This window comes from Nostoc sp. UCD121 (assembly GCF_014222285.1).
Lineage (GTDB): Bacteria > Cyanobacteriota > Cyanobacteriia > Cyanobacteriales > Nostocaceae > Nostoc.
Map to the genome: position 1 here is coordinate 1 of NZ_JACKZS010000022.1, position 13,784 is coordinate 13,784.

The following is a 13,784-nucleotide window of genomic DNA, read 5'->3' on the forward strand; positions in this document are numbered from 1 at the left end:
GAGCAGGGAGCAGGGAGCAGGGGGAAAATTTCTCTCCTCTGCACCCTTCTCCCAGTCCTCCTGCCTCTTCCCCGGCTTACTGGTTAAATAAAGAGGCAATTCATCAATATCAGCCAGGATTGGGAGTAGAGGTAGTTGGTGGCTGGTGGTATCCTGAAGATGCACAAGTTGATAATAAGGCTTTAGCTCAAGTATTGCGGACGGCGGCTGAGTGTGTTGGTGTTGAACTCAAAGACGGTATTACAGTAGAAGCATTTTTACAGCAGCAAGGACAAGTGGTTGGCGTGCAAACCAATGTTGGGATAATTCGCGCCGCGCACTATGTTCTAGCTTCAGGTGCTTGGTCAAATGAGTTATTGCCGCTACCCGTGCTACCCAGAAAAGGACAAATGCTGAGTGTACGGCTACCAGAATTTGCGCCGGAAGTGCCTTTAAAGCGGATTTTGTTTGGGGATAATATTTACATAGTACCAAGACGCGATCGCCTAATTATTGGGGCAACAAGCGAAGACGTTGGCTTCACCCCCAACAACACCCCAGACGGCATTCAAAAATTATTACAAGCTGCCATCCGGCTGTATCCTCAATTAAGGCATTATCCCATCCAAGAGTTCTGGTGGGGATTTCGCCCAGCCACCCCCGATGAGTTACCCATCCTTGGTACTAGCCACTGTCAAAATTTAACCCTTGCTACAGGTCATTACCGTAACGGGATTCTACTTACACCCATAACAGCCACATTGATTGCCGATTTAATCTTAGAACAAAAGCCCGATCCTCTACTTGCTCATTTTCACTATTCGCGCTTCCAATCCCAGCCATCTACATCCACCCAAATGCTGACTCATTCTGCCAACTTCTCCAACGGGAATCGTCCTACTATATCCTCCCTCCCAGTTCAAGACTCGCCGCTAATTATTGCTGGCAAAACCTTCCAATCCCGCTTGATGACGGGAACTGGTAAGTATCGCAGCATCGAAGAAATGCAGCAAAGCGTTGCCGCCAGTGATTGCCAGATTGTCACCGTGGCTGTACGACGGGTACAAACCAAGGCTCCCGGACATGAAGGTTTAGCCGAAGCTTTGGATTGGACAAAAATTTGGATGTTGCCCAATACCGCAGGTTGCCAAACTGCTGAAGAGGCAATTCGGGTGGCGCGTTTGGGGCGAGAAATGGCGAAATTGTTAGGGCAGGAAGATAATAACTTTGTCAAGTTAGAAGTTATACCTGACCTTAAGTATTTACTTCCAGACCCAATTGGGACGCTGCAAGCCGCAGAACAACTAGTTAAAGAAGGTTTTGCAGTATTGCCTTATATTAACGCTGACCCTATGTTAGCCAAGCGTTTAGAAGAAGTAGGCTGTGCGACGGTAATGCCTTTGGCATCGCCGATTGGTTCTGGACAAGGGTTAAAAACAACCGCCAATATCCAGATCATCATCGAAAATGCGAATGTACCGGTGGTGGTAGATGCTGGTATTGGTTCACCCTCCGAAGCTGCCCAAGCAATGGAATTGGGAGCAGATGCTTTATTGATTAATAGTGCGATCGCTCTTTCTCCAAACCCAGCAGCAATGGCTCGTGCCATGAATTTAGGAGCAGTCGCCGGTCGCCTAGCATACCTTGCTGGCAGGATGCCGATTAAAGATTACGCCAGTCCTAGTTCACCTCTCACTGGGACAATTACTAATTAGGGAATGGGGAATGGGGAGAGGAGTTTTACCCTCAGCAAGTGTAGCATCCCGCCCCTTTGCCTCTTTTCAATGCCCAATTCCCAATGCCCAATTCCCAATTCCCAATAATGTAACGATTTGTCTAGCAGTTTCAGAGCGGATTTATCATTTATGTAACATTAAATGAAGTATCAAGATAAAGGAATTAATTCATGCCCTATATCAATGAAGAAGGCGGCCTTCTGAATAATTTTGCCCGGGAACCAAAGATTTATCAAGCAGAACCTCCAACACAAGGGCAAAAACGAACTTATCTCATATTAGGAATTGCCGCTACAGCTTTGGTTGTCGGCTTGATTCTAGTCGCCTTCTTCGTTTCTAAGAGCAGTTAATCATAAAATATTTTCAGAAAACTTAATCTTCTTTATCGTTTTTCAGGTTCCGATTTTAAGAGGGGCCTGCTTTTTTATTTTTTGTTAAAATTGAACTAGCAATTAAAGTATATAATTATACTTTTTATGGCTGTTAGACTTGAAGGCTAAATTTATTCTGAGCAGCACAACATCTACTTATACTTAAAAATAATTTTTATTACAGCAGTTTGCAAATAAGTGAGCTATAAAATGTAGGACTCAAAATCACATATCAAAAATTTCTGCTTCCTACCTCCAGCCTCAAACCCCCTAGCTTTGTACTTCATACAAAAGAAAACTGCTGTATGACTTTAGCCCATTTAGATATACCCAAAACGTTGATATGTACTATGTTTTGGCTTTTTAGCCGCTATGAGCGTGAATGATACTGCACAGAACAATAATTCTACTTTGAATCGGCAAGTATACCACCGCCTGAAACTTGCCCTAAGCCTTGGCTTACGACGACAACTATTTTTAGCAGTATGTGATGATTTACACCTGAGAAATCAAGTAGCAGCCCGCTTGCATTCTACATTGGCTTATCCTGTTGGACAGGTGCTATATCAGTCATCAAATGCCCAAGAGAATAGCACTCCAGCTTATCCGCGATTAGTCACATTGCGTTTGAATTTAAACGAACCCAATCCCATAGTTCAGATAAATCAATGGTTAGCTAATTATCCACCACCAATTGTTGGAGCATCAAAAGATACTCCTGGAAGACCTTTTCCAGTACCAGCATTTCAGATTGTCGGCGTGGAACATCTCACCAAGGAAACAGTAGCAACACAGCGTTTATTTTTACACTATCTGCGCTTAAGTGAGCAATATTTTTCTACACAAGAATCCAGCCGATTCCTAGAATCTAACTTACTGTTGTGGATACCGCGTCCTTGGTTATCTGCCATTAAGCAATCAGCACCACAATTTTGGCGTTGCCGGACTGGTGTATTTGTGTTTGCTGGAGAACCCACACCCGCAACTCAAAATGCAGGCTATCCAGAACGTTTTTCACCTTCGAGAAACTTGGATTTAGGGAATATTGAGCAGTCGGTTTTAGATAAATCAGTTAACCAAGCAGAACTCAAAACCACAACTTCTGAGTTCAAGTTTGAGAATAATTCCGGTTTCCCAACAGAGATACAAGGGAATGGCGTACACAAAACCCAGGAATTTACTAATAGGTCTGGTAGTGGTAAAAATAATCAATCGCTGTTGTCTTTATCTTATGTAAGTAGCGAGTTAACAGAGCTAGTAATCGCAACAATTAACGCAAGTAGGGATAAAAATACTGAAAATTATTTACAACCGCAGCAGATTTTGTTGGAGATTGAAGAATTACACGAAAAGCAAGCTTCAGGGGATGTACTGGCAGAAGCTTATCATCGCTTAGGCACTTTATACCGCCTTCGGATTGAGCAAGGAGAGTCAACCCTAGAAAACCTGATGGTGGCAATTATTGCCTATCAGGAGGCTATTAGCTATGACGAAAGCTCACCACAACTTCCAGATATCTTGAATGATTTGGGTACACTCTACTGGATGTTATACCGTACACCACCCAATTCTGAGGAGGGACAAACTTATATAGAGCAGGCAATAGAATTTTATCAGTTGGCATTAAAGATGATTTCACCGCAGACGCATCGGGAAACTTACGCGCGTGTGCAAAATAATTTGGGGACGGCTTATGGTGATTTAGCTCGTTTTTCTCACCCATCTGACAATTGGCAGCAGGCAATATCAGCTTACAATGAAGCACTCAGCTACCGTACAGCCAATATGGATTCATTAAAGTATGCAGCTTGCCAGAATAATTTGGGTACTGCTTACTGGCATCTAGGGCAATACAACCAACCGATTGTGCATTTAAAGAAAGCGATCGCAGCTTACAACGAAGCACTCGTATACTACAACCCCGAAGAGGAACCGCTCAAGTATGGCATGATTCAAAACAACATCGGCACTGCCTGTTGGAATCTGGCACAATACGAGCAACCTGCCCAAAATCTCCTGCTAGCTATTAATGTCTATAGCAAAGCTCTTAAGTATCGCACTCCAGCTAATGTTCCCAGTGCCTGCGCCGCTACACAAAATAATCTAGGTACTGCTTACTGGCATTTAGCAAATCTTTCTCAGACAACTAAAGAGACACGTCAAAAGTATTTGCAACTATGTATAAGCGCTTATGAAGAGGCTATAGCTTTGGCTCACTCACTTAGCGGTACTCCTTTAAGCTTTGATTTACTTGCCTCTTATAATAACTTGGCACTAGCACATTATCAGCTAGTAATAGATAAGTCGTTTAATGGTGATAAAGCAACACATTCTCAACACTTAGAAGTAGCTTTAGACTACCATTTGCAAGCTTTAAATGGATTGAGCAAACAATCAGAGGCTTATCAAACAACCTTCAATTATGTGGTGAAAACTATTCGTGCTTTTCATAATGAATTAGGCATACAGGGACAAACTCTAGCTTTATCTAAAGTTCCTAGTCAGTTGTTGCCAGAGATTTTGTCAAAGTTATAAGGTATTCAGAATTAACTTGATATCAATTAAAACCCGCCAGCGCGGGTTTCGTTTCTATGCTTATGTGGCTATTAGAGGCTTGGATTAGTTAATTGTGATCGCTTGACCTTGACCGAGGTATCAACAATCCAATATATGTACCAACAGCAAATTTTGTTAAATCGAGAAATTGAGGGCGACTTTTGTCGTCGATAACTGCAAGAGTTAGAGAACCAATCACCATAATCAGCGTTACAACAGCTAAGACTTCATCTCTGGAAGGAAATTTCTTGGATAACATTGATCCACCCCCAAATCGTTTGAATCACTACATTCCTACTTTGACAGGCGAGTGTTTGCTGTAGGCTTAAATACAGGCTTGTGATATGAATGACTTGTGTATGCGATGAGCATGAATTGCCAAATTGACAGTTAGAATCAGCAAAAGTGTAATGGTTAGCTTATGTCCGGGCGATCGCTTTGCTGTTCTCTAGAAGGTATTCAAAAAGCAAAAAAAGCTTTAATTCGTTATTCATTAACTCAAAAGGCATTAGCTGAAGAGTTAGAAGTAACTCGCCAGCCGATCGGAAAGTTCTTTACAGGTAAACCTGTTGACCGCAATCTCTTTGTCCAGATTTGCGACAGGCTAGACCTAGAGTGGGAAGAAATAGTTGCTGAACCGGCTAGTGAACCAGAGGTAAATCAAGATAACAGCATTGATATTAATGCGATCGTGCAAGCAGTACGCGAAAAGATAAAACTCCTCATTCAAGAACGTTGCGGCACAATGCGAGTGCTAGATATGACTCAACCCATTGGCTTGAATGACATTTACACCAGCGTTAATATTCTGGAAAAAATCACTGGGCTACAACCGCTAGGAATTGATGAATTATTGCAACACTGTAGCAGCCAGGATTTTGACCTCTTTGGACTCAATAAAATTACTGAAAAACGAGTGCCGGGATTGGAAGCGGTTGAGAAGTATTCCAAGCTAATGATTTTAGGTAAACCAGGAGCAGGTAAAACCACATTTTTGAAGTATTTAGCAATTCAGTGTATTGGAGGTGAGTTTCAGGCTGAACATGTACCGATTTTTGTCACCCTCAAAAACTTTGCGGAAGCTGCAAACAAACCTGGATTATTGCAACACATCACTGAAGAGACGATAAATCCTATCTCTTCTATCCGAGATGTACTAACCTATGGCAAGGCATTAGTTTTACTTGATGGGTTGGATGAGGTTAGAGAAGAGGATAGTGATCGCATCTTAAAAGAAATTCGTGATTTTTCTGATCGTTACCCAAAAAATCAGTTTGTCATGACCTGCCGAATTGCAGCACGAGAGTATATTTTTGAGAAGTTCACAGAGGTGGAAGTTGCTGATTTTGACGATGACCAAATTTCCAACTTTACCAATAACTGGTTTAAGGAGAAAGCTATAAAACCAGAGACTTTTATCAAACGTCTCGAAGAGAATAGCCGAATCAAACAACTTGCTGCAAGTCCTCTGCTGCTGACGTTGCTTTGTTTAGCATTTGAAGAGTCAGGAGATTTCCCTGCAAATCGTTCTGAGTTATATAAAGAAGGACTAGATGCGTTATTGAAAAAATGGGATGCCAAGCGGGGAATTCAACGCGACCAGATTTACAAAAAGCTATCAGTCCAACGCAAAGAAGATTTACTCAGCAAAATGGCATTGACTACCTTTGAGAGCAGTGAATATTTCTTCAAGCAGAAAGCAGCAGAACAATACATTACAGAATACATCCGTAATTTACCTGATGCTAATACTGATGAAGAAGCATTGCAACTTGACAGTGAGCAAGTTTTGCGTTCAATTGAGCATCATCATGGGCTAGTTGTCGCAAGAGCGAAAAGGATTTACTCATTTTCTCACCTGACATTTCATGAGTATTTCACAGCGAGAGAATTTGTGGTTGTGAGACAGTCATCAGAGGAAGCGCTGCAAAATCTTGTTAGCCATATTACTGAGAAACGCTGGCAGGAAGTCTTTTCGCTGGCGGTTGGGATGTCTCCAAGTGCAGATCGGTTATTGCTGTTGATCAAAGAGAAAATTGATTTTATAGTGGCTGATGATCAGAGGTTGCAGCAGTTTCTTCTGTGGGTAAAAGAAAAATCTCTTTCCGTTGAGGTTTCTTACAAACCAGCAGCACTTAGAGCATTTTATCTCTCCCTCTCCCACTCCCTTGACTTCTCCCGTTTCTTCGACTTCTCCAGTTCCCTCGACTTCTCCAGTTCCCTCGACTTCTCCAGTTCCCTCGACCTCTCTCTAAACTACTACCTCTTCCTCTCCCTCGGCCTCTCTCTGTGCCTCTCTCTCTCCCTTGAATTCTTTCGCTCCCTCGACTACGACCTCTCCCTCTCCCTGTGCCTCTCCCTGTGCCTCGACCTCTACCTCGATCCAGAACTCAAGAATTTACTGCAAAAACTTCAAGAGCAAATACCAAGCAGACAAAACTGGCAAGAATCTGAGAAATGGTGGTTAGCTAATGGAAAGGCTTGGTGTGAAGAATTAAGACTAGTAATGATTAAACATCGCAATATTGGTCATGATTGGCAGTTCAGTAACGAGCAAAAGGAATTGCTTCAGCAGTATTATGATACCAATAAATTACTGGCAGATTGTCTAAATAGCGATTGTTATGTTAGCCGTGAAGTGCGACAGCAAATAGAAGATACTTTGCTATTACCGATCGCAGAGATTAAACAGCGTCAGCAGCAATCTTAAATACACACACAGCAGATAGTTGATCTTTCAGCCCCACAGGTAAATCATTCGTTAGGAAAACGAAAATATTTACCCAGTCCTAGCAAATAAATCTAGAATATAAGTAAGAGTTCGCAGTTAGCCTATCCCCTCTATTTAATGGCTTAGATATGTGGACATAAGTAATAAAAGAACACTTAGGAACAAAATGATACTCGTTTACGTCGTATGAATGTCTTGCCTCTGATTTGAATAACGCACATTAGCAGGATACTAATTCAGAGTTGCGATCGCACAGACTGCCATGATAACAAGTGCTTTTATCTTCGGAATACGCTTATAGACAGGTTCAAAAACAGTCAGAAACAAACTCAGTAAATCACCGTCATTAAATACATCACATACACAAAGGAAAACCCTCTTATGGCTCGCTCACATCAATGGAAATCTAGAACTGCTGCACTAATGGCAATAGCCGTTACCGCAAGCGTCGCTAGCCCCCTATTAAGCTTGGCTCCTGCCAATGCACAATATAGAATTGGGCAAGACAGAAATACTCAATATGGAAACGTTACCATTCCTTCTGGGGTTGCTTTTCCTGTCACCTACGAGAAAGAGACTATTACTATTGCTCCTGGGGAAAGTAAATCTATAACCTTGAGAATAGCCAATGACATTATCGACAGAAATAGAAATGTCTTAATTCCTGCTGGAACTAAAGTAAATGGACGGCTAGAATCTGTTGACTTAGATAATTATTCAAGAAATACAGATGACAACCAAGGAAAAGGCGTGCGGTTTGTCGCTCAAGAATTAGAATTTTCTAATGGTCAGCGTCAGTCGATTAATGCAAGTTCTCGGACATACACCACAACTCAAAAAGTTTCACAAGGGCCTAGCACTGGTCAGGTTTTAACTGATGCAGCTATTGGTGGAGGTGCTGGTCTTTTAGGTTCACTAATTACTGGTAACAACAGAATTGATGATTTAAAACCTGTTATTGGTGCGGCTGCGGGTGCAGGTGCAAGTGTCCTATTACGGAAAAAAGAAGCAAATGTGTTTGTCATCAGACCCGCACAAGATTTAAGGCTCACACTGAATTCTAATTTGAATTTAGTACCACGCTCGCGCTACTAGATTTTACTCTATTCAAGTCGTGACTTTAATCACCCCTTATAGGCGATCGCCACTTTAACTAGAGTGTGCGATCGCCTTCATTTTTAGACCTAAAAAATTCTATTTAACAGCAACTATCATATCTCTATATCGTCTTCATCACCATCGATATTTATTGGAATACTTGTTGAAGTATGCTATTGAAAGAAAGAGCTAGGAAAGTCATCTCTATTTTATTCTCTATCTAAAAGAGTATTTAAAATTACCTAATATCCTGATACTTTTTATCAAGTAGTGTATAAAAGAGCATTTTCTTATGGTAAATAAAGGTTTCATTTTAAGCACATCTCTTGTAATTCCCGTGGCATTAATTCTTCTGACTCAGGGAGAAAAAATAGAACTACCTTTAGGTCAAAACGCCCCTCAGATATCTACTAACAACGAAATTAACCTATCCAGCAGCAAGCTAATTAGCGCGAATTCAACACCGAAAACATACTATGTTAGTGGTAATGGAAACGACAAAAATAGCGGACTTTCTACTTCATCTGCATTCAGGACAATTCAGAAAGCAGCAGACCTTACCAACCCTGGTGATACAGTATTGATTATGAATGGAGTCTACAAAAATGTAGCCAAAGCTTTGAGTGCAGTAAATATTAAACGTTCTGGAACTGCAAATGCATGGATTAGGTATAAAGCATATCCTGGACATTTCCCAAAAATTCAGCACAATACATGGAGCGGTATTCTGATTTCAAGTAGAGCTTCATATATTGAGATCAACGGACTGGAGGTTATAGGGAATAATGCCAATATAACTCTTGATTATGCGATGAGTGAGAAGAATAACAAACTAAACCCACTCACGAGTGGAAACTGCATCAGCATTGACGGGCGAACCAGTGGTCATGTTCATCACATCCGTATTCTGAACAATAAAGTGCATGACTGTGGAGGAGCAGGTATTTCAGCGATTCAATCAGATTATGTGACAGTAGATAATAATGTAGTTTTCAATAATGCCTGGTATGGTGTTTATGGTGCTAGTGGTATTTCAATATTGAGTAATTGGAATTCTGACAAAAACCAGGGATACAAAATGTTTGTTACCAACAACAAGGCTTACAACAATCGTATGTACATCCCTTGGATTGCAGTTGGAAAGATCACAGATGGTAATGGTATTATTATTGATAATACAAGAAACGAGCATAATAATTCAAAATTGGGCGCATATCAAGGACGCACTTTAGTTAAAAACAATCTGACATTTAACAATGGTGGCTCAGGTATTCATACATTCTTAAGCGATCATGTTGATATTGTAAATAACACTGCTGTTTTAAATAATCAAAGTCCTGAAATTAAAGATGGGCAAATATTTGCTAATGTATCATCTGATATCAAGATTTTAAACAATATTCTCTATGCTTACCCTGGCAAAGATATTAATAGTAACAATAAAAATAAAAACGTTGTTTATGATTACAATATATATCTTAATGCTTCTAAAATAAGTGTTAAGGGAACTCACGATATTGTTGCAGATTCACAGGTTTTAAAAAAGTATCCTACTCTCGAAAAAATATCTAATGATTGGAAATCGCGGCTAGATAAACAAAATCCACCAACACAGATTTATGTAGAGTCTAATTCCGCAGGTTTTGTTTGTGAGTCAGTAACTTATAGTTTACAAGGGAAACCTATCCAAGCGGGATGCTCCCCGCTATCTTTAGCTCAAACTGCTTTTTCTGATGTTTCATCTAACTATTGGGCAGCACAATTTATTCAACAATTGTCACAGCGAGGTGTAATTGCTGGATTTCCTGATGGTAGATTCCGCCCTGAAGAACCGGTGACACGCGCTCAATTTGCCGCTATGGTCAACAAAGCTTTCCCTAAATCACAGCAGAGGCAGGCGATAAGTTTTGCTGACGTGCCTAGCAACTATTGGGCATACAGTGCAATTGGGCAAGCTTATACCATTGGTTTTTTATCTGGATATCCCGGTAATCGTTTTCAACCTAACCAGGCTATTCCCCGCCAGCAGGTTTTGGTTTCCCTCGCCAACGGTCTGGGATATACTTTTGGTGGCAATACCGAAAACACTCTGAAATATTTTAACGATGCCTCTAACATCGCTAGCTATGCCCGTAGCCCGATCGCAGCTGCAACTGAAAAACAAATCGTCGTAAACTATCCTAATGTCAAATCCCTGAATCCAACCGCAACCGCAACTCGCGCCCAGGTAGCAGCTTTTATCTACCAAGCACTGGTTAGTTCTAAGCAAGCCTCAGCAATTAACTCGCCTTATGTCGTGTCAAACCTCAGCAATTAACTGCCTAATCAACAATTATCCATGTCTATAATCATTGCTGGAGAACGTAGTGGGGTGGGCAAGACAACAGTCACGCTTACCCTTTTAGCATCTTTACGTCGTCGCGATCGCCTGGTGCAATCTTTCAAAGTAGGCCCAGACTACATCGATCCGATGTTTCATCAACACGTAACTGGTCGTCCTTGTCGCAACTTAGACCCAGTGTTGACTTCAGAAACCTACGTTCAGCAATGTTTTGCCCGTCATAGTCAACTGACTGAATATGCCCTAGTAGAAGGGGTAATGGGATTATTTGATGGAATTTCGTCATTAGTCATGAGTCCTTTGTCATTTGCAGAAGACAAAGGGCTAATTACTGACTTTGCAAGTACGGCACACATTGCACGGCTTTTAGATTTACCTGTAGTGTTGGTGATTGATTGCAGTCGCTTATCGGGTTCTGTAGCTGCGATCGCTCATGGCTACCAATCTATTGACCCCCGAATTAAAATAGCTGGGGTAGTATTAAATCGCGTGGGAAGCGATCGCCATCTCTCTCTCCTCAGAGATGCCCTAAAACCCTTAAAATTACCCGTTCTCGGCGTGTTGCGCCGTCAAGATAACATCACAATTCCCGATCGCCATTTGGGTTTAGTACCCACAGCAGAACTTCCCGAACTCAACGCTTTAATTGATCGCCTCGCCGATTTAGGAGATACTTGCTTCGATTGGCAAAACTTATTGCCCCTGTTAAAATCACAACCTCTTCCTCATCCCCCTAATCTGCCTCATTCTCCCTCCTCCATCAGAATTGCAGTTGCCCGCGATCGCGCTTTTAATTTTTATTACCAAGACAATCTCGATTTGCTGCAACAACTTGGTGCAGAACTGGTTTTCTGGAGTCCATTAGAAGACGCTGCAATACCAAAAGATGTCCAGGGAATGTATTTTGGGGGTGGTTTCCCAGAAATTTTTGCCCAGCAACTAGCAGAAAATGCCAGCGTTCGTGATGGAGTGAAAACAGCAATTCTCCAAGGAATGCCTGCGATCGCTGAATGCGGAGGATTAATGTATTTATGTGAGCAAATTATCGATTTTGAGGGTAAATCTTGGGCGATGACGGGAGTTTTACCGACATCTGCTGTCATGGGTGCGCGTTTAACTCTGGGCTATCGTCGTGCAGTAGCTTTGCAAGATAATCTATTAGTGAAGGCAGGTACAGCTGTTCACGGACATGAATTTCATCGTTCCCATTTAACCTTAACTCCCACTAAGCCCCTATTTGAAACTTCTCGCTACGATTGTGATGAAAATATGGGATGCGAAGGATGGGGTTTACCTGCAAATGTTCATGCTTCTTATGTTCATCTGCATTGGGGGAGAAGTGTAGAAATTCCCCAACAGTTTCTTAAAGAATGTAAAACTTACGCATAATATAGCGGTTTTCAATTGCGTTAAATAGAGACTTAACCCCCGGCCCCTCCCCTACTAGGGTTGGGGAGTGAGCATCAAAGCCTCTCTTCTTTTATGCTCACCGTTGTGCCTATCTTAATGGATTAATCTTGGCTCGCTAAATAAAAGGTGGGATGCTCCCAATTGCCCATATCCCCGTAAAATTACTATTGCTAAACAGTAATTTTACATATAGATTAATCTCGTATTTAGGTAAATAATTTTACAACAGGAATATCATTGATGCATGAAATACAAAAAAATATTAATAGTAGTGATACTTATGAAATGATTAGTATTAACTCTGCTTGCTGGAACAAAGGGAAAATCCTGTTAACTTTTCTGCTAATGTTGACAGATATTTCTATCCAATCGGCAGTTGCTGCGGATAGCGTTATTTCTGAAAATCCAGAGACTCAATTGAGACTATCTAGACTTAATACACAACCAAATATTAGCTTAAGACAAAGGTTGCTGGCATCTCAGAAAAGTAATACTGTTGCTGAATTAGAAACTGTAAGCGTTAGTGTTGCTGAATTAGAAACTGTAAATTTTAGTGATGGTGTTAGTGCTAACGTTAAACCTAAAATCTTCAACCAAAAACAACACGTTGCTTCTTTAAAAACTAGCAATTTTTTTAAAAAACAACAAAATGCATCTTTAACTGAATCAGCCAACACTCAAACCCGAAAAGCGATTTTTTCCCCTCAAGTCAACTCGTCAAATATTAGTCAAGCACAACTGCTGATACCACCCAACCAAGGCATTCTATCCCAAACTCAAACTCCTTCTACTGGCTCTGAAACTGAACTAAATGATAGTGAATTACGTCAAAGGCTAAAAATTAAGCCTTTGTTGGGAGGCATCGGTGCTAAACAAACCTATCCTCCTAGCCTCAGCTTTGGGATTCCCAGTGCTTTCGGCGCTAATTGGGGAGACTTTTTCTTAGCAGCATCGGGAGCAACTCGCAAGAAAGCAAATGGCGATACAGGTTTCGATGGCAGTACAAGTACAGGTTTTGGTTTGGGAAATAGCCAGAAATTAATTGGTTTAGAAGTCTCCTTTAACAACGGTAGTATCAAAAACTTTGGTGCTAATGGAACTTTCGATCTCAAAGCCCACCGTATTCTCTATGCTGGTAGTAAAAATCAAATTGCAGGTGCAGTTGCCTGGAATACCTTTGCTCAGTATGGCAATGAAGCAGTAGCTGATTCTACTGTCTATGGTGCGATTACAAATGTCTCTGTGTTGCAACCGAATAACTCTAATAATAAAATGCCATTGGCGCTCACAGTGGGAGTGGGAGGCGGTAACTTCCGCCCAGGAAATGACAGTGTTGGGGTATTTGGAGGATTCGGTTTACAAGTTGATCCTCAAGTTGGTATTGGTGCATCTTGGAGTGGAGTAGGTCTAAACGCTGGAGTTTCTTTCGTTCCGGTTCCAACTATTCCTCTTACAGTTGTACTTCAAGGTTCAGACCTCACGGATAGGACACCTGGTGGTACTGCTGTCGTTATCAGCATCAGCTATGGTTTCAATTTTTTGCCTAAATAAATACTTTATCT

General features: G+C 41.3%; 8 protein-coding genes and 1 pseudogene. 8 read left to right on the plus strand and 1 reads right to left on the minus strand.

All coding sequences use genetic code 11. The features are described 5' to 3' along the window. The 3 genes from GNF10_RS07310 to GNF10_RS07320 all read left to right on the plus strand — a co-directional run. On the plus strand, positions 1–1,694 hold a 1,694-nt coding region (locus GNF10_RS07310; RefSeq protein WP_260446226.1), incomplete at its 5' end, for a thiazole synthase. Between the two features lie 191 nt (positions 1,695–1,885). Further along, a complete protein-coding gene (locus GNF10_RS07315) occupies positions 1,886–2,065 on the plus strand; it encodes a photosystem II assembly protein Psb34 (RefSeq protein ID WP_179074287.1) in 180 nt (59 codons plus the stop codon). 393 nt (positions 2,066–2,458) lie between these two features. Continuing rightward, positions 2,459–4,621 carry a tetratricopeptide repeat protein gene (locus GNF10_RS07320; RefSeq protein WP_185584795.1) on the plus strand — a complete coding sequence of 721 codons (2,163 nt, stop codon included), beginning with the start codon at positions 2,459–2,461 and terminating at the stop codon, positions 4,619–4,621. A gap of 88 nt (positions 4,622–4,709) precedes the next feature. Here GNF10_RS07320 and GNF10_RS07325 read toward each other — a convergent pair whose 3' ends face one another. Continuing rightward, the gene (locus GNF10_RS07325; protein ID WP_185584794.1) at positions 4,710–4,901 is read right to left on the minus strand and encodes a hypothetical protein; all 192 of its coding nucleotides are present in this window, start codon (positions 4,899–4,901) and stop codon (positions 4,710–4,712) included. Between the two features lie 162 nt (positions 4,902–5,063). Between GNF10_RS07325 and GNF10_RS07330 the strand changes: the two genes are divergently transcribed. The 5 genes and pseudogenes from GNF10_RS07330 to GNF10_RS07350 all read left to right on the plus strand — a co-directional run bounded on the left by GNF10_RS07330 (position 5,064) and on the right by GNF10_RS07350 (position 13,773). Beyond that, the gene (locus GNF10_RS07330; RefSeq protein ID WP_185584793.1) at positions 5,064–7,352 is read left to right on the plus strand and encodes an NACHT domain-containing NTPase; all 2,289 of its coding nucleotides are present in this window, start codon (positions 5,064–5,066) and stop codon (positions 7,350–7,352) included. 402 nt (positions 7,353–7,754) lie between these two features. Continuing rightward, positions 7,755–8,468: a conjugal transfer protein TrbI gene (locus GNF10_RS07335; RefSeq protein ID WP_185584792.1), complete on the plus strand. Its 714-nt coding sequence runs from the start codon at positions 7,755–7,757 to the stop codon at positions 8,466–8,468. A gap of 1,687 nt (positions 8,469–10,155) precedes the next feature. Continuing rightward, positions 10,156–10,773, plus strand: a pseudogene (locus GNF10_RS07340) (S-layer homology domain-containing protein); the annotation flags it as partial. A 36-nt stretch (positions 10,774–10,809) separates the two neighbouring features. Then, positions 10,810–12,201 carry a cobyrinate a,c-diamide synthase gene (locus tag GNF10_RS07345; RefSeq protein WP_185586387.1) on the plus strand — a complete coding sequence of 464 codons (1,392 nt, stop codon included), beginning with the start codon at positions 10,810–10,812 and terminating at the stop codon, positions 12,199–12,201. A gap of 261 nt (positions 12,202–12,462) precedes the next feature. Next, complete coding sequence (locus GNF10_RS07350; protein ID WP_185586388.1) at positions 12,463–13,773, plus strand: hypothetical protein; 1,311 nt, start codon at positions 12,463–12,465, stop codon at positions 13,771–13,773. The last annotated feature ends 11 nt before the right edge of the window (positions 13,774–13,784 follow it).

Bases quoted from the DNA above. Each gene is read 5' to 3' on its own strand.
- GNF10_RS07315 (WP_179074287.1), top strand. From the start codon at position 1,886: ATGCCCTATATCAATGAAGAAGGCGGCCTTCTGAATAATTTTGCCCGG.
- GNF10_RS07320 (WP_185584795.1), top strand. From the start codon at position 2,459: ATGAGCGTGAATGATACTGCACAGAACAATAATTCTACTTTGAATCGG.
- GNF10_RS07325 (WP_185584794.1), bottom strand. From the start codon at position 4,901: ATGTTATCCAAGAAATTTCCTTCCAGAGATGAAGTCTTAGCTGTTGTA.
- GNF10_RS07330 (WP_185584793.1), top strand. From the start codon at position 5,064: ATGTCCGGGCGATCGCTTTGCTGTTCTCTAGAAGGTATTCAAAAAGCA.
- GNF10_RS07335 (WP_185584792.1), top strand. From the start codon at position 7,755: ATGGCTCGCTCACATCAATGGAAATCTAGAACTGCTGCACTAATGGCA.
- GNF10_RS07345 (WP_185586387.1), top strand. From the start codon at position 10,810: ATGTCTATAATCATTGCTGGAGAACGTAGTGGGGTGGGCAAGACAACA.
- GNF10_RS07350 (WP_185586388.1), top strand. From the start codon at position 12,463: ATGCATGAAATACAAAAAAATATTAATAGTAGTGATACTTATGAAATG.